The 25949-nt window shown below is 29.9% G+C and carries 26 protein-coding genes; 7 read left to right on the forward strand and 19 right to left on the reverse strand.

The features are described from left to right. Window positions 1-26: 26 nt before the first annotated feature. Window positions 27-779, forward strand: coding sequence for a cytochrome c1 (locus ACTT9R_RS03385; RefSeq protein WP_440926705.1), 753 nt, complete (start codon window positions 27-29; stop codon window positions 777-779). Here ACTT9R_RS03385 and ychF read toward each other — a convergent pair. From ychF to lgt, 7 genes are read right to left on the reverse strand one after another with little or no spacing between them, the layout of a single operon-like run. Beyond that, on the reverse strand, window positions 756-1829 hold the full coding sequence (gene ychF, locus ACTT9R_RS03390; protein WP_440926650.1) for a redox-regulated ATPase YchF: 1074 nt from the start codon (window positions 1827-1829) through the stop codon (window positions 756-758). The genes ACTT9R_RS03385 and ychF overlap by 24 nt on opposite strands. Continuing rightward, window positions 1829-2389: an aminoacyl-tRNA hydrolase gene (gene pth / locus ACTT9R_RS03395; RefSeq protein WP_440926651.1), complete on the reverse strand. Its 561-nt coding sequence runs from the start codon at window positions 2387-2389 to the stop codon at window positions 1829-1831. The genes ychF and pth overlap by 1 nt, the downstream gene beginning before the upstream one ends. A 41-nt stretch (window positions 2390-2430) precedes the next feature. Then, window positions 2431-3144, reverse strand: coding sequence for a 50S ribosomal protein L25/general stress protein Ctc (locus ACTT9R_RS03400; protein ID WP_440926652.1), 714 nt, complete (start codon window positions 3142-3144; stop codon window positions 2431-2433). A gap of 45 nt (window positions 3145-3189) precedes the next feature. Then, complete coding sequence (locus tag ACTT9R_RS03405; protein ID WP_440908289.1) at window positions 3190-4122, reverse strand: ribose-phosphate pyrophosphokinase; 933 nt, start codon at window positions 4120-4122, stop codon at window positions 3190-3192. 9 nt (window positions 4123-4131) lie between these two features. After that, entirely contained in the window at window positions 4132-4890 is a 759-nt protein-coding gene (gene pgeF, locus ACTT9R_RS03410) for a peptidoglycan editing factor PgeF (RefSeq protein WP_440926653.1), read from the reverse strand. Beyond that, window positions 4887-5939, reverse strand: coding sequence for an SAM-dependent methyltransferase (locus tag ACTT9R_RS03415; protein ID WP_440926654.1), 1053 nt, complete (start codon window positions 5937-5939; stop codon window positions 4887-4889). The genes pgeF and ACTT9R_RS03415 overlap by 4 nt, the downstream gene beginning before the upstream one ends. Then, on the reverse strand, window positions 5926-6696 hold the full coding sequence (gene lgt, locus ACTT9R_RS03420; RefSeq protein ID WP_440926655.1) for a prolipoprotein diacylglyceryl transferase: 771 nt from the start codon (window positions 6694-6696) through the stop codon (window positions 5926-5928). Before lgt ends, ACTT9R_RS03415 begins: the two co-directional genes overlap by 14 nt. Window positions 6697-6728: 32 nt before the next feature. On the opposite strand from lgt, the gene ACTT9R_RS03425 reads away from it, so the two are divergent. Continuing rightward, window positions 6729-6980 carry a hypothetical protein gene (locus ACTT9R_RS03425; RefSeq protein WP_440926656.1) on the forward strand — a complete coding sequence of 84 codons (252 nt, stop codon included), beginning with the start codon at window positions 6729-6731 and terminating at the stop codon, window positions 6978-6980. Here ACTT9R_RS03425 and ACTT9R_RS03430 read toward each other — a convergent pair. The 3 genes from ACTT9R_RS03430 to ACTT9R_RS03440 are packed head-to-tail and all read right to left on the reverse strand — an operon-like array spanning window position 6958 to window position 9365. After that, entirely contained in the window at window positions 6958-8277 is a 1320-nt protein-coding gene (locus tag ACTT9R_RS03430; protein WP_440926657.1) for an ATP-binding protein, read from the reverse strand. The two genes, ACTT9R_RS03425 and ACTT9R_RS03430, sit on opposite strands and share 23 nt — an antisense overlap. Further along, a complete protein-coding gene (locus ACTT9R_RS03435) occupies window positions 8258-8935 on the reverse strand; it encodes a response regulator (RefSeq protein ID WP_440926658.1) in 678 nt (225 codons plus the stop codon). The genes ACTT9R_RS03430 and ACTT9R_RS03435 overlap by 20 nt, the downstream gene beginning before the upstream one ends. Beyond that, window positions 8928-9365, reverse strand: a complete 438-nt coding sequence (locus tag ACTT9R_RS03440; protein WP_440926659.1) for a MarR family winged helix-turn-helix transcriptional regulator — start codon at window positions 9363-9365, stop codon at window positions 8928-8930. The genes ACTT9R_RS03435 and ACTT9R_RS03440 overlap by 8 nt, the downstream gene beginning before the upstream one ends. Window positions 9366-9438: 73 nt before the next feature. Here ACTT9R_RS03440 and ACTT9R_RS03445 point away from each other — a divergent pair, with 73 nt between their 5' ends. Beyond that, complete coding sequence (locus tag ACTT9R_RS03445; protein ID WP_440926660.1) at window positions 9439-10320, forward strand: branched-chain amino acid aminotransferase; 882 nt, start codon at window positions 9439-9441, stop codon at window positions 10318-10320. Here the strand turns inward: ACTT9R_RS03445 and pgsA are convergent. From pgsA to uvrB, 5 genes are read right to left on the reverse strand one after another with little or no spacing between them, the layout of a single operon-like run. Then, a complete protein-coding gene (pgsA, locus tag ACTT9R_RS03450; protein ID WP_440926661.1) occupies window positions 10317-10901 on the reverse strand; it encodes a CDP-diacylglycerol--glycerol-3-phosphate 3-phosphatidyltransferase in 585 nt (194 codons plus the stop codon). The two genes, ACTT9R_RS03445 and pgsA, sit on opposite strands and share 4 nt — an antisense overlap. 2 nt (window positions 10902-10903) lie before the next feature. Then, on the reverse strand, window positions 10904-12739 hold the full coding sequence (gene uvrC, locus ACTT9R_RS03455) for an excinuclease ABC subunit UvrC (RefSeq protein WP_440926662.1): 1836 nt from the start codon (window positions 12737-12739) through the stop codon (window positions 10904-10906). Continuing rightward, entirely contained in the window at window positions 12726-13151 is a 426-nt protein-coding gene (locus ACTT9R_RS03460) for a dihydroneopterin aldolase (protein WP_440926663.1), read from the reverse strand. Before ACTT9R_RS03460 ends, uvrC begins: the two co-directional genes overlap by 14 nt. Further along, window positions 13148-13900 carry an SDR family oxidoreductase gene (locus ACTT9R_RS03465; RefSeq protein WP_440926664.1) on the reverse strand — a complete coding sequence of 251 codons (753 nt, stop codon included), beginning with the start codon at window positions 13898-13900 and terminating at the stop codon, window positions 13148-13150. The genes ACTT9R_RS03460 and ACTT9R_RS03465 overlap by 4 nt, the downstream gene beginning before the upstream one ends. Next, on the reverse strand, window positions 13882-16056 hold the full coding sequence (gene uvrB, locus ACTT9R_RS03470) for an excinuclease ABC subunit UvrB (RefSeq protein WP_440926665.1): 2175 nt from the start codon (window positions 16054-16056) through the stop codon (window positions 13882-13884). The genes ACTT9R_RS03465 and uvrB overlap by 19 nt, the downstream gene beginning before the upstream one ends. 36 nt (window positions 16057-16092) lie before the next feature. Between uvrB and ACTT9R_RS03475 the strand changes: the two genes are divergently transcribed. Continuing rightward, window positions 16093-17292: a pyridoxal phosphate-dependent aminotransferase gene (locus tag ACTT9R_RS03475; protein ID WP_440926666.1), complete on the forward strand. Its 1200-nt coding sequence runs from the start codon at window positions 16093-16095 to the stop codon at window positions 17290-17292. After that, window positions 17292-17939: an NAD(P)H-binding protein gene (locus tag ACTT9R_RS03480; RefSeq protein ID WP_440926667.1), complete on the forward strand. Its 648-nt coding sequence runs from the start codon at window positions 17292-17294 to the stop codon at window positions 17937-17939. Before ACTT9R_RS03475 ends, ACTT9R_RS03480 begins: the two co-directional genes overlap by 1 nt. Here ACTT9R_RS03480 and ACTT9R_RS03485 read toward each other — a convergent pair whose 3' ends face one another. After that, window positions 17940-18962 carry an NAD-dependent epimerase/dehydratase family protein gene (locus tag ACTT9R_RS03485; protein ID WP_440926668.1) on the reverse strand — a complete coding sequence of 341 codons (1023 nt, stop codon included), beginning with the start codon at window positions 18960-18962 and terminating at the stop codon, window positions 17940-17942. It lies immediately after the preceding gene. Further along, window positions 18963-19910 carry a thioredoxin-disulfide reductase gene (gene trxB, locus ACTT9R_RS03490; protein ID WP_440926669.1) on the reverse strand — a complete coding sequence of 316 codons (948 nt, stop codon included), beginning with the start codon at window positions 19908-19910 and terminating at the stop codon, window positions 18963-18965. Window positions 19911-19931: 21 nt separating this feature from the next. Here trxB and ACTT9R_RS03495 point away from each other — a divergent pair, with 21 nt between their 5' ends. Both ACTT9R_RS03495 and ACTT9R_RS03500 read left to right on the forward strand, forming a co-directional pair. After that, entirely contained in the window at window positions 19932-20876 is a 945-nt protein-coding gene (locus tag ACTT9R_RS03495) for a mitochondrial fission ELM1 family protein (RefSeq protein WP_440926670.1), read from the forward strand. Next, window positions 20876-21541 (forward strand): hypothetical protein, encoded by a 666-nt coding sequence (locus ACTT9R_RS03500; RefSeq protein ID WP_440926671.1) that lies wholly within the window; start codon window positions 20876-20878, stop codon window positions 21539-21541. The genes ACTT9R_RS03495 and ACTT9R_RS03500 overlap by 1 nt, the downstream gene beginning before the upstream one ends. On the opposite strand, the gene carB is transcribed toward ACTT9R_RS03500, so the two are convergent. Together carB and carA are read right to left on the reverse strand one after the other, a co-directional pair. After that, window positions 21538-24762, reverse strand: a complete 3225-nt coding sequence (carB, locus tag ACTT9R_RS03505) for a carbamoyl-phosphate synthase large subunit (RefSeq protein WP_440926672.1) — start codon at window positions 24760-24762, stop codon at window positions 21538-21540. The genes ACTT9R_RS03500 and carB overlap by 4 nt on opposite strands. Then, window positions 24740-25936, reverse strand: coding sequence for a glutamine-hydrolyzing carbamoyl-phosphate synthase small subunit (carA, locus tag ACTT9R_RS03510; RefSeq protein ID WP_440926673.1), 1197 nt, complete (start codon window positions 25934-25936; stop codon window positions 24740-24742). Before carA ends, carB begins: the two co-directional genes overlap by 23 nt. Window positions 25937-25949: the final 13 nt, after the last annotated feature.

Genomic DNA, 25949 nt, shown 5'->3' on the forward strand with positions numbered 1-25949 from the left:
TGAAAAGTTTATTTAAATTATTTTCTATCATAATCTTTATTATTACATCAAATTCATATTCTTTTGCTGCTGAAAAAGCAGAATATCTAAAAACTGATTGGAGTTTTAAGGGTATATTTGGAAAATTTGATAGAGCTTCTCTTCAAAGAGGTTATCAAGTTTATACTGAAGTATGTGCTTCATGTCACTCGATGAAGTATTTAAGTTATAGAAATTTAGCAGAGCCAGGAGGGCCAGAATTTTCTGAGGCTCAAGCTAAAGCTATAGCAGCTTCATTTGAAGTAACTGATGGTCCAAATTCAGATGGTGAAATGTTTACAAGACCAGGTAAATTATCTGATAAATTTGTAATGCCATATGACAATGTAAAAGCTGCCCAAGCGGCAAATGGTGGTGCATACCCTCCAGATATGTCTGTTTTGGTTAAAGCTCGAGGTGGTGGAGTTGATTACATATATTCTTTATTACAAGGATATGAAGAAGCTCCTAGCAACGTATCTTTAGATGACGGAGTTTATTACAACAAATATATGTATGGTAATAAAATTAGAATGGCTGCTCCATTATCAGATGGATTAGTAGAGTATGGTGACGGAACAAATGCAACAGTAGAACAGATGTCAAAAGATGTAACGACTTTCTTAATGTGGTCAGCTGAACCTCATTTAGAATCTCGACATCAAATGGGCTTTAAAGCGATTGTTTATTTAATTATTTTAACTGTTTTAGTTTATTTTAGTATGAAAAGAATCTGGTCACGTGTTGAATCTGAAGTTTAATACATCTCCATCTTTAACAATATAGTCTTTACCCTCTAATCTCATTTTTCCGTTAGCCTTAGAATTTACCCATCCATTATTGGCTACAAAATCCTCATAAGATATAGTTTCAGCTCTAATGAAACCTTTTTCAAAATCTGTATGAATTTCTCCTGCAGCTTTAGGTGCAGTACAATTTTTTTGTATTGTCCACGCTCTTGTTTCTTCAGGTCCAGAGGTAAAATATGTATCAAGTTCTAATATTTTATACCCCTTTTGAATTAACATACTTAAACCTGTATCTTTTAAACCAATCATATCCATATAATTTTTTTTTTCATCTTCTGCTAATTCATTTATTTGGTTTTCTATGTCTGCAGAAACAATCAGAGTGTTATCTTTTCCAAATTTTTCGATAAAGTCTTTAGTATATTTATTTCCATTCTGTACGCTTTGTTCATCTACATTACAAACATAGATCTTTGGTTTTATTGATAAAAGACCACTTTGATTAAGTTGTTTTGTATCAAATTGAGAACTTAATATTGATATATCTTTATCATTATTAATGCAGTCTGATGCAATCTCTAAAATCTTTAGCTGGTCTTCGTCCAAATTTTTTTTATTATTTTTTTCAAGTCTTTTTTGTATTGATTCTAGGTCAGCTAGCATCATCTCAGTTTCAATGATCTCAAGATCTCTTATAGGGTCAACGTCAGGATTAACATTTTGAATATCGTCTGAGTCAAAGCATCTAATCATATGAATAACTGCATCAACTTCCCTTATGTGGGACAGAAATTTATTGCCTAATCCTTCGCCTTTAGATGCACCTTTAACAAGACCAGCTATATCCACAAATGAAATAGTTGTATTTATTGTTTTTTTTGATTTTGAAACTTCTGATAATTTATTCAATCTTTCATCTGGAACAGGTACTACTCCCACATTGGGATCTATCGTACAAAATGGAAAATTTGCAGCTTGGGCTTTGCTTGAGTTTGTTAGAGCATTGAAGAGTGTAGATTTACCCACATTAGGTAAACCAACAATTCCACATTTAAAACTCATTATTTATTATTTACACTGCTAGAGAATAAATCTAATTTTTTGTCTATAAGTATTGAAATAGAGTCTGTGATGTTATTGGTAATTTCTTCCAATCCAAGCATTTCTTCCTCATCAAAATTTTGAAGAACAAAATCACTAACTTCCATTTTATCTTTTGGTTTACCAATTCCTATTCGCACTCTTGAATAATCTTTACCGATAAATTTATCTATCGATGCAATTCCGTTATGTCCTGCATCAGAGCCACCAAATTTTGCTTTTATTTTTCCAAATTCTACATCTAGATCGTCATGAAATACGATAACATCCTCAGCATCTATTTTGAAATATTCAATTAATTCTCTAATACAAATTCCAGAATTATTCATAAATGTTAAGGGTTTAATTGCATAAACTTTTTGGTCTCCCACAGTACCAGTTGTAAGAAGTCCTTTGAATTTTGGTTTTTGTTTTGAAAGTCCAAATTTTTTATTTATTGCATCTATAATCTTGAAACCAATATTGTGTCTATTGTTTTCACTGTCTGGGGTTGGATTGCCTAATCCTACAAGTAGAAGCATAAAATATTAATATTGGAGGATAAAATTCAATTTAAATTAACTTATTTTTTTTCTTCAGCGGGTTTTTTATCTTCACCTTCTTTTTTATCACCTTCAGCTGCTGCCTTATCTCCACTCTCAGCTGCTGCTGCTTCTGCTCCTTCAGCACCTTCTCCCTCAGCCGCCTCAGCTTCTGCAGGTTTCTCAGGTTCTTTCATAACAGTCGGAGCTGCTAGAGTTGCAATTACGAAATCTCTTCCTTGAATTGTAGGAGTAACATCACTGTCAAGATTTATAGAAGAAATTTTAAAACTCTCTCCAATATCAACTCCATCAAGATCTATTACAAGATTTTCAGGAATTTTTTCACTTGGACATTTTAGCTCAACTTTTCTTCTTACAATGTTTAAAACCCCACCTCTTTTCAAACCAGGAGATTTTTCATGATTCAAAAATTTTACTGGAACTTCAATTCTAACTTTTATTCCTGCTACTATTCTTAGAAAGTCTACATGAATTGGTTCATCTGAAATAATGTCATATTTTATTTCTCTTGGAAGAGCTTTTTGAGGTTTGCCATCAACATTTAAAGTTATGATGCTTGATAAAAAATTTTCATTTTCAATTAGTAATTTAAGTACCTTTTTAGATATTGAAATCTTTTCGTTTTGAGCTTCACCGCCATAAATTATCGCGGGCACATTACCGTTACTCCTCAGCGAATTAAGCTCACCTTTAGTTTTTGTAGTTCTGATGTTAGCGTCTAATGAATTCATAAAAACAAAGGTTTTTAGCTCAAGTTCCTTAATAACTCAAGGTATTTATTTGAATAAATCTGATACTGAAGTTGAATTAGATATTCTTTTAATTGCTTCACCCATAAGACCTGAAATTGACAGAACTTCAATGTTTTTAGCACCTTTAACTCTGTTCATGTTATCAATTGTATCAGTTATTACTAAATTTTTAATTACTGATTTTTTAATTTTATTTACAGCTTCTCCACTAAGTACACCGTGAGTAATGTAAACATAAACTTCTTTGGCACCTCGATCTTTAAGAGCCTTAGCTGCGTTTACAATTGTACCACCTGAATCGATTATATCGTCAACAAGAATACAAGTTTTTCCTTTAACATCTCCAATAATATTCATTACTTGAGATTGACCTGGCTTTGGTCTTCTTTTATCTACAATTGCTAGTCCAACATTTAAAATCTTTCCTAGTGCTCTAGCTCTCTCAGTACCACCAACATCTGGTGCAACACAAATTAGATTTTTACTTTTTATCTTTTTTTTTACATGTCTTGCAAAAATAGGTGTTGCGAACAAGTTATCTACTGGGATATCAAAAAATCCTTGAATTTGTCCTGCATGCAAATCAACAGTAACAACTCTATCTGCTCCTGCTTTAGTAATTAGATTTGAGACAAGTTTTGCTGAAATTGAGGTTCTTGGTGCTACTTTTCTATCTTGTCTAGCATAACCAAAGTATGGAATAACAGCAGTAATATTTTTTGCTGACGATCTCTTAAGTGCATCAATACATAGTAGTAATTCCATTAGGTTATCATTTGCAGGAGATGAAACAGATTGAATTAAAAAAATACTATTACCTCTAATATTTTCATTTATTTCCACATAGATTTCTCCATCAGAAAAATTTCTAATACTAGAGTTTACTAATTTAGATTTTAGATATTTAGCAATACTCTTGCTTAATGGTTTGTTGCTATTTCCGGATAATAATTTCATTAAAAAAGCTTAATAAAGCATAATTATTGAAATATTTCTACCATAATCATCATGATTTAGCCTTAACGCTCTTCTTGCACTAAAAAAATTATTATTAATATCAAATGTATCAATATTTAAAGACTCAATATTTTTTATTTTATTCTTTAAAAGACATGATTTTACATATTTAGGTAAATCAAAATAAAGCTTTTTGTACTTAATTCTAAAAAATTTATTATTTTTTTTATCCTTTTTTATAAATTTTCTTTTAAAATCTGCTTTTACTTCATAATTTTTAGCCGAGATAGCAGGTCCGATAGCTGCAGTAATATTTTTAGGATTAGATCCTTTTTTGATCATAAATTGGATTACTTTGCTAATTATATCTTTGTATGCACCTTTCCACCCCGCATGAATTGCTGCAACTAATTTTGTTTTTTCATCACAGATTAAAATTGGTACACAATCAGCAGTTAAAACGCCAATTGGCATGTTTTTTTGATTTGTAATTACTGCATCTGCTTTTGGTTTTGATTTAAGTGAGTTTTTTTCATCAATATAAACAAATTTATTACTATGTATTTGATGAAGTAAAAAAATACTTTTAGCGGTGCTTTTTATTTTTTTTATAACTATTTTTAAATTTTTTTTAACATCTGACGGATTGTCTTTAGAACCAGGACCACAGTTTAAACTTTTATAAATTTTTTTTGATTTACCGCCAGTTTTATTAAAAAAACCATGTTTAATAGTTTTAATTTTTGAGAGTTTTTTTGATTTTATCAATTTTGAAAACCTGTTCTAAAATTATTTTTCTTATTTTTTATAAGCATGACTTTGAATAATTCACCCATCTGTTTGTCATCTATCAAACGTCTTACCCTATAAAATAAATCTGCTTTTTTAGAAAATGCTATATTTTTGCTGATTATTTCTGCTCTTTGAATAATACCCATACTTGTTAAAAATTTTTTTTGATTTGTAAAAATTGAATTAATTTCCTTAAACTGACTTATAAATTTCTCAAAAGAATGAAAGTTTATATTGTAAGTAATATCAGAGTCTCCAATATTTTCTAAAATGTTAGAATATTTATGGTTATTTACAGCCTGAAGGGTTTCATGCATTTTGCTGTCTGCGTAACCATAATCAATTATTAACATTCCTCCATCATTTTTTTGCACAAGGTCGCAAATTGTTCTTAAATATTTAAAAGTGTCTGGTGAATATTCTATTATGTTCTGATTTTTTGATATTTCAAAATTTAGATATTTTTCAATTTTTTCTATATCTATTTTTTCTTCCTTAAATTCAGCTTTTTTTGCATCATTCATAAACACGTATCTTTCAAACCAACCATCTTTTTTTTTAAAAAATTGTTTGATTGGTACGGCATCAAAGAATTCATTAGCTAAAAAAATTGTTGGGTTGGAGTTTATTTTTTCAATATTTTTTAACCATGAAAATTTTTTAAAATTTAAATTTTTTTTTTGTTGATTTATTAAAAAATCACTTTTTTCATGAATTATAAAACTACAGGCATTGTAACATTTGGGAAAATTTATAAGTGTCTCATCAATGACTTTCATCATTTCGCCATTTCCAGCTCCCAGCTCTAGCAAATTAAATTTTTTTGGAGAGCCTAAACTTTTCCAAAAAGTAATTATCCAAATTGCAATAATCTCTGAAAATAATCTTGTGATATTGGGAGCAGTAATAAAATCTCCATCTTCACCAAAAGGATTCTTTTTCATATAAAAACCTTTATCCTTATCGTAAAGAGCAAAATTTATAAATTGATCTAATGGTAAATTATTTATTTTAGCGAGTTTCATATTTTAAATAAAATAAGATTACCCCTGATAATATAAATATTAAACTTACTACTTGTCCCATCGTTAAGTTTAAAAATATAAAACCTAGCTGTTCGTCTGGTACTCTATAAAATTCAACAATAAATCTGAAGATTGAGTAAATTATTAAAAATAATCCTGAAATTACACCAGGTTTATTTGAAAATTTGTTTTTAAAATAAATTAATAATAAAAATAAAAATAAACCCTCTAATAGTGCTTCATATAATTGCGAGGGATGCCTAGGAAGATTATCTATCTGAACAAATGTTACTGCCCAGGGTACATTAGTTATAGTTCCATATAACTCTGAATTTATAAAGTTTGCTATTCGTCCAAAAAATAACCCCACTGGAGCTACTAAAGCGACAATATCCAAATATAAGAATGGGTTTTGATTATTTTTTTTTCCAAAAAATATAGATGCGAAAATAACTCCAATTAAACCACCATGGAAGGACATTCCTCCTTGCCAAATTTTAAATATATCTAATGGATTATTTATATAAAAACTTAAATTATAAATTAAAATATAACCAAGTCTTCCCCCTAAAATTATACCTATGATTAAATAAGTTAAATAATCATCAAATTTATTTTTAACTTCTATGTCTTGGATAAATAATTTTTTAGCAAGAATCCAGCCTAATATAATTCCAAATATATAAGCTAAAGAATACCACCTGATTTCTAAAGAAAATATTTCTAAGGCTACTGGGTCAAAATTATTAATGAACATTTTTAATAATACTTATATTGTATATCTTAAATATGAAAAATTCTAAATTTATAATTGATAAGTTTGCTAAATTAATAGAGCAGGGACTAGTATCTTCAAAAGACTTAACGACTGAATTATTTAATATTTTAAAATCTAAAAGAGATGAGTTTGTATTTAAAATGAAACTTACAAGCAAAGATGAGTTTGAAGTACTCTCAAAACGTGTTGAGAATCTTGAAAATATGATAAATAAACTTAAGAAAAAAAAAAGTAAAAAAGTTAAACAGGCAAGAAAATCTTAACTCTTAAACCATCCATTTTTGATTTTTCTAACATTATATTTCCTCCATGAGATTTGATAATATCTGATGAAATTGATAAGCCAAGACCAACACTTGATTTAGATTCTGCCCGACCCTTATCTATTTTATAGAAAGGTTTAAATACATTCTCATACTCTTTTTTTGGTATTCCAGGACCATCATCATCAATAATAATGTATAAGTTTGTATTTTTTTTATTTAAGCTAATTTCAACTTTATTTCCATATTTCAGTGCATTATCAATTAAATTATTTACACATCTATTAATTAAATTTTTCCTGCCATTAAAGTAAATTCTTGGTGTCAAGTTTTGTGAAATATTTTCATTATTATATTTTTCAATAACTTCTGAAATTAATTCAGATAGATTAAACATTTCATCTTTTTCAACATATGATGAGCTGGTGAATTGCAAATATTCATTTAGCATTTTCTCCATTTCATTGATGTCTTCAGTCAATTTATTAACAGTTTCTTTATCTTTTATAAAAGCTAATTGTAGTTTCATCCTTGTTAAAGGTGTTCTTAAATCATGACTTATTCCAGATAACATTTCTGTTCTTTGATTTATGTGTCTTTCAATTCTCTTTCTCATTTTATCAAATTCATGTCCTGCTTGTCTTATTTCAAGGGCTCCAGAAGGTTTGAACTCTTCAATATTTTCTCCTTTACCAAACCTTTCAGCTGCACGAGCTAGGTTAGTGATGGGTCTAGTTTGATTTTTTAAAAATATTAGAGAAATAATTACCATTATAATTGCAGGTACTGTGATCCAAAGTGCAAATATTCTTGCTGAAGAACTTGCAACTCTATCTTTAGGCACTAAAAATTTAAAATAACCATCTTCGTATTTAATTCTTAAATCAATTAATTCTTTATAACTTGTTGTATCAAACCAGTATTTATCTAATCCAAATTTAGATTTTAGTTCTCTTCTTAAAGTTCTATCTATAGGACTAAACCATCTTTCAGTATCAGTATTTTGCAATTTTTCGTTATTGGTGAACTCAATATTTAAATCTAAAAATATGGAAAAGAGATCTACCAACTCTTGTTTATTTTCTTGCTCACTTCCATAGGCTTCAATAAATGTACTAATTTCATTTACCAAGGTTCTTGTCATACCTTTATTTGTTTTGATCCAAAGGCTATCAAAAAAAACAATTGTAATTACTAGTTGCAAAACCAAAACAGGAATAGCAACTATGAGAAGCGCTCTATAAAATAATCTTTTTGGTAATATTTTTTTTAAGTAATTACTCAATCCAGAGAACATATCCTGCACCTCTTATTGTCTGTAAAAATTTTGGATTTTTTGGATCAATCTCAATTTTTTTTCTAAGCCGAGTAATTATAACATCTATTGATCTCTCTTTATCTAGATTAATTAATTGACCAATATCTTCCCTAGAAAATGTTTTGCCTGGGTTATTAATCATTTTTTCTAAAATCGTTTTTTCGGTTGCATTAATCTTAAATTCTTTATCACTTTTAAATATTAAAAGTTTATTCAAATCAATTTTCACATTTGCAAATTCTATAACCCTTTTCTGATCTGTTTTAATAGTTTTATTTAATATGTTTTGTATTCTTAAAATTAATTCTTTTGGTTCAAATGGTTTCGGCAAATAATCATCAGCACCAATTTCTAAACCTTCAACCCTTTCACTTGCCTCTCCTTTAGCTGTTAGAAGTATAACTGGCGTATCTAATTTTTTTTTATTTTCTTCTAAAAATTCAAGTCCACTTTTACCTGGCATCATGATATCTAAAACTATTAAATCAAACTTTATTATTTTTATTTTCTCCAAAGCATTTTCTGCACTTTCTGCAGTAGTGACTAGGAATTTATTTTCATTTAAATACTTTTTTACGAGAGATCTAATTCCATCATCATCATCAACTACTAGTATATGCGCAATAAACTTATCCATTAATTATTTTACTTAGTACATTATCAAAATTTATAACTTCTTCAGAACTTGAATTTAGCAAAGCATTATAAATTCTCTTTTTTTGTAAATTGAAAATTTCATTAAAAATTTTTTTACCTTTATCATTAAGAAAAACATGCTTTACTCTAGTATCTTGGTCATCTTTTTTAAAAATAACGATTTCAAGTGCAATCAAATCTTTGAGAACACGATTTAAGCTTTGTTTTGTGACTTTTAATCTCTTAAGCAGCTCAGAAATTGAGATCCCCTCATACATTGACAGTAAATGAATTACTTTATGGTGCGCTAAACCAATTGAATATCTATCTAATATTTTTTTAGAGTCAGAAAAGGTTTCTCTATAGCTTACGAATAGTTTTTCAATTAGATCTTTAAGCTGGTCATCTTTTAAATATAAAAGTTCTTTCATAATAGGTAAGTTATATTGACATATTAAAGATACAAAGATATTTTTCATTTATAAATTAAAAAAATTTTCACACATGATACCTTATGACAAGCGATCTGGAAAAATATGGTACAACAACGAATTAGTTGATTGGGCTGACGTTAAACTACATGTTTTAAGCCATGGTATGCACTACGCTAGTTGTGTATTTGAGGGTGAGAGAGTTTATGATGGTTCAATTTTTAAATTAGAAGAGCACACAGCCAGATTTTTTCATTCTGCAAGAAGAATGGGTTTTGAAATTCCATATACAGAAGAAGAAATCAATAATGCATCAAATAAAATTATAGCAACTCAAAAAGTAGAAAATGGTTATGTAAGACCTGTTGCTTGGAGGGGTAGTGAGATGATGGCTATTTCTGCGCAACAAACAAAAATACATGTTGCTATAGCAACATGGGAATGGGGATCATATTTTGATCCTAAACTTAAAGTAGAAGGAATTAGATTAAATATTTCAAATTGGAGAAGACCAGCGCCAAACACAATCCCATGGGATACGAAGGCGTCAGGTCTTTACATGATTTGTACTCTTTCAAAACATGAGGCAGAAAAGCAAGGATATACAGACTCTTTAATGCTTGATCACGAAGGGAATATTGCTGAAGCAACTGGAGCTAATATTTTTTTCAAAGATAAAAATGGGGAAATTCACACTCCAATACCAGACTCTTTTTTAGATGGTATTACAAGAAGAACTGTAATTGGAATTGCAAAATCGAAAAATATAATAGTACATGAAAGAAAAATAAGTCCAATTGAATTACCTAATTTTGTTGGATGTTTTTTAACTGGAACAGCAGCAGAAGTAACACCTGTATCATGCATTGCTGAAAATCAATTTAAAGTTTGTGATACTATTATTGATTTAAATAAAAGTTATCAAGGATTAGTGAGGAAGAAAAAAGCAGCCTAGTCTTTACCGTCTTCAGACATAGCATGATCAATACCTTTACGCATATAATCATATGCAGTAAAAAGTGTTAAAGCAGCTGATAACCACAAAAGAATTATACCTATTGTTTGAGCGTTATAATCTTGGAAATTAATTATTTTATTTCCTGTATCTCCAGATAATAATAGAGCTATCGATACCATTTGTAATACTGTTTTAAGCTTAGCAAGGTTTGAAACGGGAAGTTTTATTTTTCCCTTTGCTAAAAACTCTCTCAAACCTGAAATTAAAATTTCTCTTGTGAGTATTATTATTGCTGCAATTACTTCATAATTTCTGATCGTTCCATCCATAACTAGAAGTATTAATGCTGTAGCAACAATAATTTTATCAGCTATAGGATCTAATAATTCACCCAGTTTTGACTCTACCCCAAACACTCTGGCCAACATACCATCTAAAAAGTCTGTAAATGACGCAACAATAAATAATATTAAAGCAGTAAGATCACCATAAAATCCTGGAAGATAAAAAGCTAAAACAAAAAAGGGAACAATTATTATTCGCCCTATCGTTAATATGTTTGGAATTTTTTTTAGCATAATTATTCGTGAAAAAAGTTATATATCTTTTTTGCTACTTTTTCTTCAACACCTTCTACAGATTTTATTTCATCCAAGCTAGCGGACTCAACCGATCTTGCAGATCCAAAATGGTTCAATAAAGCTCTTTTTCTTATAGCCCCAATACCCTCTATTTGATCTAATAGAGATTTGCTGATACCTTTTTTTCGTTTCGCTCTGTGAGCGCTTATGGCAAATCTATGTGATTCATCTCTTATTCTTTGAAGAAAAAATAGGGTAGGGTCATTTCTGGTGAATTTATATTCTTTGCCATTGTGAAAAAAAGTTTCATTTCCACTATTTCTAAATTTACCTTTTGCTATTGCAATAATTGGAATGTCGTGAAGCCCCAACTCATTAAGACTTTCTCTAGCAACTGAATATTGACCTTTTCCCCCATCTACTAGAACCAAATCAGGAAATGCGAGGTAGTTGTCTTTTTCTTGAACTGCTCTTTTAAACCTTCTATTTAATACCTCTCTCATCATTCCATAGTCGTCTTGCTCATTTTTTTTGTGTTTAATATTAAATTTTCTATATCTTTTTTTAATAAACCCTTCATCACCGTAAGCTATTAAAGCGCCAACACTATTTGTACCTTGAATATGACTATTATCATAAACTTCAATTAAATTTATATTAGTTTCTAAATTAAATTTTTTAGCTACAGCTTCGAATAATTCTTTATTATTCTGACTTTCATAAAGTTTTCTATTAAGACTATCTTTTGCATTTTTAATTGCTTGATTAATTACTTTTAGTTTTGAGCCTTTTTTCGCAACCGAAATATTTATTTGTTTACCTTCTTTTTGTGTCAGTGTTTTTTCAATTAGTCCTTTTTCCTTTATTTCTTCTGAAAGGATAACCGAGGAAGGAACACTTTTATTTTCATAAAATTGAGAAACAAAAGAATTAAGGATCTCACTAAACTTTTCATCTGGATCATGTTTTGGAAAAAAAGCTTGATTACCCCAATTTTGTTTTGATCTATAAAAAAATACTTGAATACAAGTTTTTCCTGATTCTTTATATCCAGCAATAACATCTGCCTCAACTAAGTTTGCTTCATTAATTCTTTGTGAAGATTGAATGATGTTTAATGCTTTAATTCTATCTCTTAAAATTACAGCTTTTTCAAAATCAAGATCCTCACTTGCCTTTTCCATTTGGTTAGAAAGATTTTTTTGAATTTTCCTAGATTTGCCTGAAACAAATTCAATAGCATCTTCTACTGTTTGATTGTATTCCTCTTTTTTTACATACCCTACACAAGGTCCAGAACATCTTTTTATTTGATATAAAATACAAGGTCTTTCTCTATTTTTGAAAACGGTGTCATCACAAACTCTTAAATGAAAAATTTTTTGTATCATTTTAATTGTCCAATTAGCTGAACCAGCAGAAGCAAATGGTCCAAAGTAAAAACCTTCTTTTGTTTTTTTTCCTCTATGTCTTTTTATTTGAGGCCATTTATCTTTATTACCAATAAATATAAATGGAAATGACTTATCATCACGTAATAGGATATTAAATTTTGGTTTATGCTTTTTAATTAGATTTGCTTCTAGAAGTAATGCTTCACTTTCGTTAGATGTAGTTGTTATCTCTAATTTTCTTGTTTGAGATAACATTCGTTCAGTTCTAATTATATGATTTTTTTCTGCAACATAACTTTTTAATCTATTTGTCAAATTTTTGGCTTTACCTACATAAAGAATTTCATTCTTTTCATTAAGCATCCTGTATACGCCTGGAAGTTTTGGTACTAGAGGTAGCTCTTTTTTAATTACTTCTTTTCCTATTTCAGAGCTTATCATGGCTTCTCTTTTTGGTAATTTGAATACCAACAGATGAACATTGTTTTAAGATTTCTAATTTTTCAATTTTCAGCATTATTTTACCGATTCTTTTGTCTTTAAATAATTCATCAAAAACAGCTTCTGCTAAAGTTTCTAGGAAATTATAATGTTTCTTTTTAACAAGTTTCGTAATTAATTTTACTATAGTTCCATAATTAACAATGGATTTTATATCTTTGTCGCTTGAAGGTTTTTTGTCCTCGTAGTCTATTTCAAGACTAAATTTTACTTTCTGAGGCTTTTCTTTTTCAAAATCGTAATAACCAAGTTTTAAATCTAAGATTAATTCATTAATTAGGATTTTTTTCTCATAATTAAATAGGCTTTTATGTTTATCTATTTTGACAATTTTCAAATTATTTTTTTTCATTCTTTGCCCATAACATCTGGTGTTTGCCAGTTAAGATTCTGACCACTATCAATAGCTAAAACTTGACCAGTAATAGATATATTTTTAATAAAAAAGTCAACAGCATTACATATTTGCTCGACATCAACTTGTCTTTTTAAAGGGGTTGCCAAATATTGCTTTTTGAAATGTTTTTCAGATTGTCTTTGATTTTTTATAGTGGGGCCAGGTGCAATTGCGTTTACTCTTACATTTGGAGCCAAGCTCATGGCGCTAGTTTTTGTGAGAGTGTAAAGACCTGTTTTACTTATAGTATAAGAAAAAAAATATGGAGTTAGTTTAAATACTCTTTGATCTATAATATTAATAATATTGTTATTTCCTTTTCTAACATTTTTTGCAAATTCTTTAGACAACAATGCTGGTGTTCTTAAATTAGTTCTTAGATGTTGTCCCCAACCATCTGTTGTAAAATTTTCTAATTTGTCATTTTCAAATAATGAAGCATTATTAATTAAACAATCAAAATATTTAAGTTTGGATTTTGCAAATTTTACTATTTTATTTAAATCATTTTCTTTACTTAGGTCACCTTTGACCAAGTAAACTTTTGTACCTTTACTAGATAATTCTTTTTTTAATTTTTCTGCTTTTAATTTCGATTTGTTAAAATGGATCAAAATTTCTATATTTGGGCCAGATAATTTTCTTGCAATAGCTGCTCCCATTCGAGTTGCTCCACCAGTTATGATTATTTTCCGTGCTTCCATTTTTTATCTCTTTTTTTTGTAACTTTTGTACCTGGCATACCCATAGTTGATCTACCTTTTGGATAAAGCTTATTTTTTACATCATACTGCCTTATTTTTGGATTTAATGTAATTTCTAATTCAGTGCTTTCCAATTTTCTTATTTCATCTCTTATTTTAGCAGCCTCTTCAAATTCTAAATTAGACGCTGCTTCTTTCATTTTTTTATCTAAGCCTTTGAGATGTTTTTTAAGATTTCCACCAATATTTGAACCCTCGCTTATTTTGACGTAATCTTTCTCATAGACACTTTCTAGAATATCGCTGATATCTTTTTTTACCGACTTTGCATCTATTTTGTGTTTCTTGTTATAAGCTAATTGAATTTTTCTTCTTCTATCAGTTTCTGCAATTGCTTTTTTTATACTTTTTGTCTCTTTGTCAGCATATAAAATTACTTTACCATCAACATTTCTTGCAGCCCTACCAATTGTTTGAATTAATGAAGTTTCAGATCTCAAGAAACCCTCTTTATCAGCATCTAAAATTCCAACTAATGCACATTCAGGAATATCCAATCCTTCTCTCAATAAGTTAATTCCAACTAAAACATCAAATACACCCATTCTTAAATCTCGCATGATTTCAATTCTTTCAAGTGTATCAATATCTGAGTGGAGGTATCTTACTTTGACTCCATTCTCATGAAGATATTCAGTTAAATCTTCAGCCATTTTTTTAGTTAGTGTGGTTACTAATACTCTATGATTATTCTCTATAACTCGTTTACATTCATGCATTAAATCATCGACCTGATTTTTTGCTGGACGTATTTCTACAGGTGGATCTATTAAACCTGTTGGTCTTATAACTTGATCAATAAATTTACCTTTTGTTTGTTCTAGTTCCCATGGACCAGGCGTTGCAGAAACGAAAACAGTCTGAGTTCTCATTAAGTCCCATTCCTCAAATTTTAGTGGCCGATTATCCATACATGAAGGAAGTCTAAATCCATATTCTGCTAAGGTACTTTTTCTTGATCTATCTCCTTTATACATTCCATTAAGCTGAGGAACTGTAACGTGACACTCATCGACAAATATTAAAGTATTATCAGGGAAGTATTCAAAAAGAGTAGGAGGAGGCTCTCCAGGCTTTCTTCCAGATAGAAATCTAGAATAGTTTTCAATGCCTGCACAAGAACCAGTTGCCTCAATCATTTCAAGATCAAATTTAGTTCTTTCCTCTAATCTTTGGGCCTCTAACAATTTATTTTCAGTTCGGTGTTTTTTTAAAGTAACTTCTAATTCTTTTTTAATATTGATTACCGCTTGTTCAATTGTTGGTTTTGGTGTGATATAGTGACTATTAGCATAAACCTTTACTAAGCTTAATTCTCTTACTTTATCACCTGTTAATGGATCAAATTCTTCTATTTGCTCAAGTTTATCACCGAATAAACATAACCTCCAAGCTCTATCTTCCAAATGTGATGGAAAAATTTCTAAATATTCTCCTCTTGCTCTAAAAGTTCCTCTATAAAAATTTTGATCATTACGTTTGTATTGAAGAGCAACTAATGATTTAATTATTTCTTCTCTGTTATAGTCATAATTTTTCTGAAGTGTTAAAGTCATTTTGCTATATGCTTCAACAGATCCAAGACCGTAAATACAAGAAACACTTGCAACAATTAGCACGTCATCCCTTTCCAATAGAGATCTTGTTGCTGAATGCCTCATTCTATCAATTTGTTCATTAATAGAGGCTTCTTTTTCTATATATGTGTCAGATCTTGGCACATAAGCCTCTGGAGTATAATAGTCATAGTAAGAAACAAAATACTCAACAGCATTATCGGGAAAAAAAGTTTTCATTTCACCATAAAGTTGAGCAGCAAGTGTTTTATTTGGAGCCAATATCAAGGCAGGTCTGTTGGTGGCCTCAATAACTTTGGCCATAGTAAACGTTTTTCCAGATCCCGTAACTCCAAGAAGAACTTGATTAAATTGTTCTTTGTTAGCACCATTAACTAATTTTTTTATTGCTTCAGGCTGATCACCTGCAGGTTTAAAATCAGATTTAATTTTAAATTTTTTTCCACCCTCGAGTTTTCCACTGATTTTAGGATTTTTACTCTGAATATCTGTAATTAAATCTTGATAAGTATTTTCCATATATTAAACAACGTAATAGGATTTATTTATATTTCAATGAGCATAATATCAGACAGTTTAAAAAAGATTAAACCTTCACCTACTATTGCTGTTACACAAAAAGCAAGAGAATTAAAAGCTGCTGGAAAAGATGTTATTGGTCTTGGTGCAGGAGAACCAGATTTTGATACTCCAGATAATATTAAAGAAGCTGCAATAAAAGCAATTAATGAAGGTGATACCAAATATACAGCAGTTGATGGAACACCAGCATTAAAAAAGGCAATTGTAGAAAAATTTAAAAAAGAAAATAATTTAGATTATACCACTGATCAAATTACTGTTGGTGCAGGAGGAAAACACGTTATCTATAATGCTATGATGGCAACACTAAACGATGGAGATGAGGTAATAATTCCAGCTCCTTATTGGGTGTCTTATCCAGATATAGTTTTATTGGCTGGTGGAAAACCAGTTGTAATGAAATGTGATGAAAAACAAGGCTTTAAAATAAATCCATCAGACTTAGAAAAATTTATCACTCTAAAAACAAAATGGATAATTTTAAATTCTCCATCTAATCCAACTGGAGCTTGTTATTCTGAAAAAGATATAAAAGCTATTGCTGCTGTTTTAGAAAAACACAAGCATATTTACATTTTAAGTGATGATATATATGAACACGTGACCTACGAAGGGTTTAAATTTTTCACTATTGCTCAAATAGAAAGTTTAAAAGACAGAGTTCTTACAATGAATGGTGTTAGTAAAGCGTACTCAATGACAGGTTGGAGGATAGGGTATGCAGCTGGTCCAAAAGATATTGTTAAAGCTATTGCTAAAATTCAATCACAATCAACAACTAATCCTTCGTCAATTAGTCAAGCAGCATCAGTTGAAGCACTAAGTGGGACACAAGATTTTATAAAAAAAAGAGCTAACTCTTTTCAAGAAAGAAGAGATTTTGTAGTAAAAGCATTAAATGATATTGATGGCATCAATTGTTTAAATCCTGATGGTGCGTTTTATGTTTTTCCGAGCTGTAAAGAGTTAATGGGAAAAAAAGATCCCAATGGAAAAGAAATAAAATCAGATACTGATTTTGTTCAATCTCTTTTAGAAAATAGTGGTGTTGCTGTTGTTCAGGGTTCTGCATTTGGTTTAGAGGGATTTTTCAGAATTTCATATGCAACTTCAATGGAAAATCTAAAAAAAGCTTTAGAAAAAATTTCCTTTTTTTGTAAAAGCTTAAGTTAATGAAAACAGCCATAGTATTTGGTTCTACCGGATTAATTGGCGGCCATTTAGTTAATCAATTAATTCAAGATAATTATTACAATAAAATTAAGATTTTTGTTCGTTCACAAACCTCAATTAATAATGAAAAAGTTGAGGTTATAAATATTGATTTTAATAATTTAGGAAATCATAAAACTGAAATTACAGGGGATGATTGTTTTTTTTGTATTGGTACCACAAAGCAAAATTCTCCTGATCAAAATGATTACCAAAAAGTAGAGTTAGATATTCCAAAAGAAATTGCAAAAATTGCAAAAGCTAATTCAGTTAAGTCATTTATTTTTGTTTCTTCCATATATGCTAATCCAAATAGTTCAGGGAATTATGTTAAATTTAAAGGTTTAGTTGAGGAAGAATTAAAAATATTAAACTTCCCTAAATTAGGAATATTAAGACCTTCTTTTTTAATGGGTAAAAGAAAAGAGAACAGAGTAGGTGAAAAAATAGGTATTTTGACTTTTAGGATTTTATCACCTTTGTTATTTGGGCCAATTAAAAAAATGAGACCAATCAATTCAGAAAATGTTGCAAAAGCAATGATCAAAATTGCTAAAGAAAATTTGCAAAAAATTACGTTTGAATCTGATGAAATTTTAAAATTATAATTAAACCAAACCTAATCTCACAACAGATTTTGCATTCTCTACCATACAATCTTTTGCAGCTTTAAATGTAAAACCTAATAACTCTTCAGCATAAGAGGGATCGGTTTGCATTAAAATTCCAAGGTCAGGTATCATCATTTTAGCACTTGAGTCTATATAACTTATCAACTTAACCATGAAATTTGGAAGCTCCTTTTTTGGAAGCTTTTTTGCATAAGCAGGCATTGCTTCAGCCATCAATTGTGATAATTCAACTAATTTTTTTACCTCTTTTCCAACAATTAATCTTCTACCTCCAACTTTATCATTTCCAATACAAGCAACATGTGCTTTTGCAATGTCTTTTACATCAGAAATTAAAACAGCAAATTTAGGTGCTCCAGGAAATTTACCAGCCATGAATTGTCTAACATACTCAATTGAAGTACCTCCTTTTTTATCTAGAGCATCACCGAAGACTCCACCAGGACAAATTGTTGTTAATTTATTTTTTAACCCTTTGCTTTCCATTAATTCCCAAGCAACTCTCTCAGCTTTAGTTTTTGATAAAAAATAATCATTTACCCCTTCTACCCAATTTTCATCAGTCCAATCTTTTTCTCCAAATGTATAGGGATTAGTTCTGTTAGGTTTTCTAAACATAGCAACAATAGAAGAAGTTTTGACTATTTGATCCACTCCAGCATTTATCCCTGCATTTAATACCCTTAAAGTACCATCTACTGCAGGAGGTAATAAGCTTTCTCGATTATTTGAAACTTTTATTGGAAAAGGAGATGCAATATGAAATATATATTTACATCCTTTAGCTGCATCATTCCATCCATCATCTTTAACTAGATCTAATTTAATAAAAGATAATTTATCTATAGGAGCGTATTTATTAATAGTATCTTTGGTTTGTTCAATTAAAGTTTCATTCCGTACTGTTCCTAGAACTTCGTAACCAGAATTTAATAATTCTATTGCTGTATGTTTTGCTATCCAACCACTTATTCCAGTTAGCAAAACTTTTTCTGACATTTAATTGTGAGAGAGATGTTTTTCCGCTTCAAGAGCTGCCATGCATCCCATACCCGCAGCTGTGACCGCCTGTCTAAAAATTTTGTCTTTGACATCTCCAGCTGCAAAAACTCCAGGTACATTAGTTTCAGTTGAGTCTGATTTTGTGATTAAGTATCCTTCTTTATCCATTTCCAATTGATCTTTAAACAGCTGGGTTGCTGGATCATGACCAATAGCAATAAACACACCATCAAGTTTTAATTCTTGTGTTTCATTTGTTTTAACATTTTTTATTTTAATTCCCTTAACATTTTTAGGATCTTTATCACCCAATACATCTTCAACTACAGAGTCCCAAATAATTTCAATTTTTTTATTTTCCATTAATTTTTTTTGAAGCATTTTTTCAGCTCTTAAACTATCTCGCCTGTGAATCAATTTTACTTTAGATGCAAATTTTGTGAGAAACATTGCCTCTTCAACAGCTGCATTGCCACCTCCAACTACTGCAACTTCTTTATTTTTAAAAAAGAAACCATCACATGTTGCACAAGCAGATACTCCAAATCCTCTAAACTCTTGTTCTGAGTCTAAATTTAACCATCTTGCCTGAGCGCCAGTAGAAATAATTATACTATCAGCAGTATATTTCTGACCACTATCTCCAGTTGCCTCAAAAGGAGAAGTTTTTAAATTAACATTACTTATGTGATCCTCTATCATCTCTGTACCAACAGCTTTAGCTTGTTCTTTCATTTGATCCATTAACCATGGCCCCTGAATAACTTCAGAAAATCCTGGATAATTTTCAACATCAGTTGTCGTTGTTAATTGTCCTCCTGGCTCAGATCCATAAACTAAAATAGGATTTAACATTGCACGAGCAGCATAAACTGCTGCAGTGTATCCAGCTGGACCTGATCCAATTATTAACACTTTTGTGTGTTTAGTTGGATTTTGACTCATATGAAAGCTATATAGTGATTAATGACTAAATTAAAAGGTATTTTATTAACTCAAGGTATGCATGGCATGATAAGCCAGGTAGAAGGTTTAGCAAAAGCCTTAGATATTCATTTTACACACCATAAGGTTGAACTAAATAATTTTTGGAAAATTGTTCCACCAAAATTAACACCAGTATCACAAAATGTTTATAAAAAAATCAACGAGTCTGATTTTGATGTAATTATTTCATGTGGAAGAAAAAGCGTGATTCCTTCAATCCACTTAAAAAGTATTTCAAAAAAAAAAGTTTTAAATATTCATATTCAAGATCCAAAGGTGGATTTTAATCATTTTGATTTTATTGTTGCTCCTGAGCATGATGGGATAAGCGGCACAAATGTAATTAAAACAAAAGGCGCAATTCACTATTTAACTGAAAATGAAATTGATGAAAATAGAAGTTATTTAAATTCATATATCAAAAAGGATAATAGAAAAGTTTGGTGTTTGATAATGGGTGGTCCTACAAAATATTATGACTACTCAACAAAAAATATGAAGCATATATTTTCAATTTTTTACAAACTATTGAAAAAACATGATTTTCAACTTGTGGTGATACCTTCAATGAGAACACCATTAAATACTATACATTATGCAAAAGAGTTTTTTGGAGAAAATCATACTGTTATTATGAATGTTGATAAAAAAGCTTATCTTTCAGCTTTAGCTATCTCAGAAAATATAGTTGTTACATGTGACTCTAGCTCAATGATATCTGAAGCTGCTTTAACTGGAAAACCAATTTATGTTGCTAATATTTTACCGAAAAGAAAAGACTTGAGATTTCAAAATTTTAGAAATTTATTCAGAGAACTAAATATTACGAGAAACTTAGGTGAAGAAATTGAAAATTGGAACTATCAAAAATTAAACGAAACTAATAGAGTAGCAAAAATTATTAAAGAAAAAATTCGATTATAATGTCATTTTTAAATTCAATTAAAAATAATTCAAAAGAACATAATTTCCCTTTTAATCACTGGGAGTATAGTGATGCTTTGTCAGAAGGAGCAATTGATGAAATAGTTAAAGCTGACATTCCTGATGTCAGTAAATATAATCTCAATTACGATGGGACTAGAGCAATAGATGGTGGGGCTGCAGAATTTAGGGAAGGAATAGCTTCAGGTGGACAAGCAATAAAGTTTAGATGTTTCATAAATAAAGAAAACGCATCTAAATTTCCAAATTTAGTAAAATTTATAAATGAACTTCAGTCTAAAGAAACATATGAAACAATTTCAAAAATGATTAATAAAGATTTATCAAATTCCTTTGTTAGGGTTGAGGTTATTTGTGACCGAGAGGGTTTTTGGTTAAAACCTCATTGCGATATAAAAGAAAAACTTATGTCAGGCTTAATATTTGTTAATAATACAAATGAATCTGAAGATTTAGGAACTGATTTTTACAATGAAAAATTAGAGAAAGTTAAAACACTTCCTTACAAACATAATTATGGTTATCTTTTTACAAGTGGACCAAATACCTGGCATGGTATGGAAAAGAAAAAAATTGTTAAAGAAAGACGATGTATTCAAGTAAATTACGTTACCTTTGAAACTGATTGGAAAGTAAATTCTTAAACTTCCTGAAGAGAAGTCACTTCTAGTTTTTTTGTTTTTAGTGATCTAATTGCTTCTAAACAGGCTTGAGCAGTAGACATGTTAGTACAATAAGGTACTTTATTCTTAAGCGTTGCTCTTCTTAATGCTATAGCATCACTTAATCGGTGTTCACTATTTCCACCTCCAGTATTTATTACTAATGCAATTTTTTTAGAATCTAAAACATCTACTATATGAGGTGAACCTGTGCTTACTTTGTTTATAATTCTACATTTCATTTTATGTTTTCGAATATATTCCGCAGTTCCTTTTGTTGCACATAATGTAAACTTTAGTTTAATAAGTTCCTTTGCTAAATCTATTCCTTCATCTTTGTGACTATCTTTGAGAGATATAAAAGCTAATCCTTGTTTTGGTAATGAGTTAGCAGCTGCGATTTGACTTTTGGCAAAAGCCATTCCAAAATTTTTATCAAATCCCATCACTTCCCCTGTCGATTTCATTTCAGGTCCTAATAATAAGTCACTGTTTGGAAATTTATTAAATGGGAATACAGCTTCTTTAACTGCGTACATACCTTTAGATTTATCTTTTAAATTAAACTTAGATAATTTTTCACCAGCCATTACTCTTGATGCAATTTTAGCCAAAGGAAGACCTTTTGCTTTTGATACAAAAGGAACTGTTCGACTAGCTCTTGGATTAACTTCAATCACATAAATTTCATCTTTTTTTATTGCAAACTGTATGTTCATGAAACCTTTTACGTTCAAAGCTATCGCTAATTTTTTTGTTTGATTTTCAATTTCTTTAAGAAGATATGGTTTAATTGATACAGGGGGTAGGCTACATGCAGAGTCTCCTGAATGAATTCCTGCTTCTTCGATATGTTGCATAATACCTGCTACGTGAACCTGTTTTCCATCTGATATGGCATCCACATCTACTTCCATTGCATGATCGATAAATTTATCAATTAAAATTGGATTATCTTCTGCAACTTTAAAGGCTTCCTCAACAAATTTTTTAAGCTGATTTTTTTCATGAACAATTTCCATTGCTCTTCCACCCAAAACATATGAAGGTCTTACCATTAATGGCAACCCTATTTTATCTGCAATTTTAATTGCCTGATTAAATGTCTTTGCAATTCCACTCTCTGCCTGTTTTAGTTTTAATTTATTTAATAAATTTCTAAATCGGTCTCTATCTTCTGCTAAATCGATCGATGTATATTGCGTTCCTAAAATCGGAAGCTTATTTTCGTGTAAAAATTTAGCAAGCTTAATCGGAGTTTGGCCACCAAATTGGGCTATTACACCTATCAGATTTCCTTTTTCTTGCTCTTTTTTAATTATATTAAAAACGTATTCTTCTTTTAAAGGTTCAAAGTATAATCGATCACTCGTATCATAGTCTGTTGATACTGTTTCGGGGTTACAATTAACCATGATAGTTTCAAAACCTACGTCTTTTAATGAAAAACTTGCCTGACAACAGCAATAATCAAACTCAATTCCTTGACCAATTCTATTTGGTCCACCTCCAAGAATAATTATTTTTTTCTTATTGGATGGATCAGCTTCACATTCAGAGTTAATTGAAAAATTTCTTTGATAAGTTGAGTACATATATGGAGTAAAAGATTTGAATTCAGCCGCACAAGTATCTACTTTTTTATAAACTGGAAGTATTTTAAGCGCTGATCTTTTTCTTCTAACAACGTCTTCAGAAGTTTTAGTTAATTCCGAAAGTTTTTTATCTGAAAATCCTATTGATTTTATTCTATTAAATTCTGCAAAATTCCTAGGAAGTCCTTTAGTTTTTATTTGTGTTTCACAATCAACTATCTCTTTAATTTGTTCTAAAAACCAAGGATCAATTTTGGATAAATTATATATTTTCTTTAAGTTTATTTTTTTTCTAATTGCTTCAGCAACTAGTAATATCTTATTTGGAATAGTTTCTTTAAGCTTCTTTTCAATTTGCTTTTTATTTAAATCAAAAATTCTGTCTAAACCTGAAAAACCAGTTTCAAGAGATACCAGCGCTTTTTGTAAAGATTCTTTAAAGTTTCTTCCAATAGCCATTGCTTCACCAACAGATTTCATAGATGTCCCTAAAGTTGCAGGGGAGGTAGAAAATTTTTCAAATGTAAATCTTGGAATTTTAGTCACCACATAATCTATACTTGGTTCAAATGATGCAGGAGTAACTTTAGTTATTTCATTTTTTAATTCATCAAGAGTATAACCAATCGCTAATTTCGCAGCCACTTTCGCAATTGGAAATCCAGTTGCTTTTGATGCAAGTGCTGATGATCTTGATACACGTGGATTCATTTCAATAACAACCATTCGACCATTTTTAGGATTGATAGCAAACTGAACATTTGATCCTCCAGTTTCAACTCCAATTTTTCTCAAACATGCAATAGATGCATTTCTCATTACTTGATATTCTTTATCTGTAAGTGTAAGAGCTGGTGCAATTGTTACTGAGTCACCTGTATGAATTCCCATTGGATCTATATTTTCAATCGAGCAAATGATGATACAGTTATCTTTCTTATCTCTTACAACCTCCATCTCAAATTCTTTCCAGCCCTCTAAACATTCCTCCACAAGAACTTGACTTACAGGAGACTCGTGCAACCCATTTCTAACAATCTTAAAATAATCTTTTTTAGTTTTGGCTATTCCTCCACCAAGTCCACCAAGTGTAAAAGCAGGTCTTATAATTGCAGGTAAACCAATTTTTTTTAATACTTTTGATGCTTGATTATTATTATTTACGATTTCTGATTTTGGTAAATCTAAACCAATATCTATCATATTTTTTCTAAATTTCTTTCTATCCTCGGCATTAGAAATTGCTTTAGAATTTGCTCCTATCAACTCAATTTTGTATTTTTTTAGAATTCCTTTTTTCTCTGCTTCCATTGCAAGGTTAAGCGCAGTTTGCCCTCCCATTGTTGGAAGAATTGCATCGGGTTTTTCTTTCTTTAGAATTTTTTCTAATACATCTGGTGTAATTGGTTCAATATAAGTTTTATCTGCAACATCTGGATCAGTCATAATTGTTGCTGGATTTGAATTTATTAGGACTACTTTATAACCCTCATCTTTTAGAGCCTTACATGCTTGTGTCCCTGAATAATCAAATTCACATGCTTGTCCTATAATTATTGGACCAGCTCCCACAACTAGTATTTTTTTAATATCTTTCCTTTTTGGCATTTTTTTTCATGTTGTTAATAAATTCTTGAAATAAATAAACACTATCTTGAGGTCCCGGATTAGATTCTGGATGATATTGAACTGAAAAGACTGGTTTATTTTTTAGTCTGATACCTTCAATACTATTATCAAATAAAGACTTATGTGTGACCTCAATATTTTTTGGTAATGTTTCTTTAACTACTTCAAATCCATGGTTTTGACTTGTTATTTCTACATTATCATGAATTAAATTTTTAACGGGGTGATTTGCCCCTCTATGACCAAGCTTCATTTTTTTTGTTTTGCCACCTAATGCTAATGCTAATATTTGATGACCCAAACAAATACCAAATATTGGTAAATTTTTTTTAATAAGATCTTTAATAATGTCTATAGCATATCTCCCTGTTGCAGCTGGGTCACCGGGACCATTTGATAAAAATATTCCATTTGGTTTCAAACTTAATATTTTTTGCGCGTTAGTTTTACAAGAAACGACAGTAACTTTACAATTAAAGTCAGAGAAATATCTTAAGATATTTTTTTTAATTCCATAATCAATTGCAACAACATGGAATGTGTTCTTATTATTTTTTTTATATCCAAGTTCCTTTTTCCATGTTTTAAGACCTTTCCAAATATAATTTTTCTGGGTTGAAACTACTTCTGCAAGATCAAGATTTTTTAATCCACTCCATTTTATTGTAGAGTTGGTCAATTTATTAATATTAAACTTTCCTTTTTTTGAATAACTAATAGTACCTTTGGGGGCGCCTTTGTCTCTTATAAAGTTTGTTAGGCTTCTGGTGTCTAAGCCAGTAATTCCAACAATTTTATTTTTCTTTAGCCAAGTATCTAAATGTAGGAAAGATCTGTAATTTGAGGGTGAAGTTATTTCAGAATTAATTATCACTCCTCTTGCCCATATTTTATCAGATTCATGATCTTCTTTATTGGTTCCAACATTTCCTATATGTGGAAAGGTAAAGTTAATAATTTGTCCCGCATATGAAGGATCCGAAATGATTTCTTGGTAGCCTGTTAAGGATGTATTAAAGCACACTTCGCCAGTAGCTTCTCCTTGGTATCCAATTCCAATTCCTTTAAATACCTTTTTATTTTCAAGAACTAAAACGCCTGTGTTAATTTGAAATTTTATTTTTGAGTTAGTTTTTTTTGCTTTTTTGATCAATTACAACTCATGA

The sequence above is a fragment of the Candidatus Pelagibacter sp. genome (genome assembly GCF_052049835.1).
GTDB lineage: Bacteria > Pseudomonadota > Alphaproteobacteria > Pelagibacterales > Pelagibacteraceae > Pelagibacter.

Bases quoted from the DNA above. Each gene is read 5' to 3' on its own strand.
- ychF (WP_440926650.1), bottom strand. From the start codon at position 1,829: ATGAGTTTTAAATGTGGAATTGTTGGTTTACCTAATGTGGGTAAATCT.
- pth (WP_440926651.1), bottom strand. From the start codon at position 2,389: ATGCTTCTACTTGTAGGATTAGGCAATCCAACCCCAGACAGTGAAAAC.
- ACTT9R_RS03400 (WP_440926652.1), bottom strand. From the start codon at position 3,144: ATGAATTCATTAGACGCTAACATCAGAACTACAAAAACTAAAGGTGAG.
- ACTT9R_RS03405 (WP_440908289.1), bottom strand. From the start codon at position 4,122: ATGAAATTATTATCCGGAAATAGCAACAAACCATTAAGCAAGAGTATT.
- ACTT9R_RS03415 (WP_440926654.1), bottom strand. From the start codon at position 5,939: ATGAAACTCGCTAAAATAAATAATTTACCATTAGATCAATTTATAAAT.
- lgt (WP_440926655.1), bottom strand. From the start codon at position 6,696: ATGTTCATTAATAATTTTGACCCAGTAGCCTTAGAAATATTTTCTTTA.
- ACTT9R_RS03425 (WP_440926656.1), top strand. From the start codon at position 6,729: ATGAAAAATTCTAAATTTATAATTGATAAGTTTGCTAAATTAATAGAG.
- ACTT9R_RS03430 (WP_440926657.1), bottom strand. From the start codon at position 8,277: ATGTTCTCTGGATTGAGTAATTACTTAAAAAAAATATTACCAAAAAGA.
- ACTT9R_RS03435 (WP_440926658.1), bottom strand. From the start codon at position 8,935: ATGGATAAGTTTATTGCGCATATACTAGTAGTTGATGATGATGATGGA.
- ACTT9R_RS03440 (WP_440926659.1), bottom strand. From the start codon at position 9,365: ATGAAAGAACTTTTATATTTAAAAGATGACCAGCTTAAAGATCTAATT.
- ACTT9R_RS03445 (WP_440926660.1), top strand. From the start codon at position 9,439: ATGATACCTTATGACAAGCGATCTGGAAAAATATGGTACAACAACGAA.
- pgsA (WP_440926661.1), bottom strand. From the start codon at position 10,901: ATGCTAAAAAAAATTCCAAACATATTAACGATAGGGCGAATAATAATT.
- uvrC (WP_440926662.1), bottom strand. From the start codon at position 12,739: ATGATAAGCTCTGAAATAGGAAAAGAAGTAATTAAAAAAGAGCTACCT.
- ACTT9R_RS03460 (WP_440926663.1), bottom strand. From the start codon at position 13,151: ATGAAAAAAAATAATTTGAAAATTGTCAAAATAGATAAACATAAAAGC.
- ACTT9R_RS03465 (WP_440926664.1), bottom strand. From the start codon at position 13,900: ATGGAAGCACGGAAAATAATCATAACTGGTGGAGCAACTCGAATGGGA.
- uvrB (WP_440926665.1), bottom strand. From the start codon at position 16,056: ATGGAAAATACTTATCAAGATTTAATTACAGATATTCAGAGTAAAAAT.
- ACTT9R_RS03475 (WP_440926666.1), top strand. From the start codon at position 16,093: ATGAGCATAATATCAGACAGTTTAAAAAAGATTAAACCTTCACCTACT.
- ACTT9R_RS03480 (WP_440926667.1), top strand. From the start codon at position 17,292: ATGAAAACAGCCATAGTATTTGGTTCTACCGGATTAATTGGCGGCCAT.
- ACTT9R_RS03485 (WP_440926668.1), bottom strand. From the start codon at position 18,962: ATGTCAGAAAAAGTTTTGCTAACTGGAATAAGTGGTTGGATAGCAAAA.
- trxB (WP_440926669.1), bottom strand. From the start codon at position 19,910: ATGAGTCAAAATCCAACTAAACACACAAAAGTGTTAATAATTGGATCA.
- ACTT9R_RS03495 (WP_440926670.1), top strand. From the start codon at position 19,932: ATGACTAAATTAAAAGGTATTTTATTAACTCAAGGTATGCATGGCATG.
- ACTT9R_RS03500 (WP_440926671.1), top strand. From the start codon at position 20,876: ATGTCATTTTTAAATTCAATTAAAAATAATTCAAAAGAACATAATTTC.
- carB (WP_440926672.1), bottom strand. From the start codon at position 24,762: ATGCCAAAAAGGAAAGATATTAAAAAAATACTAGTTGTGGGAGCTGGT.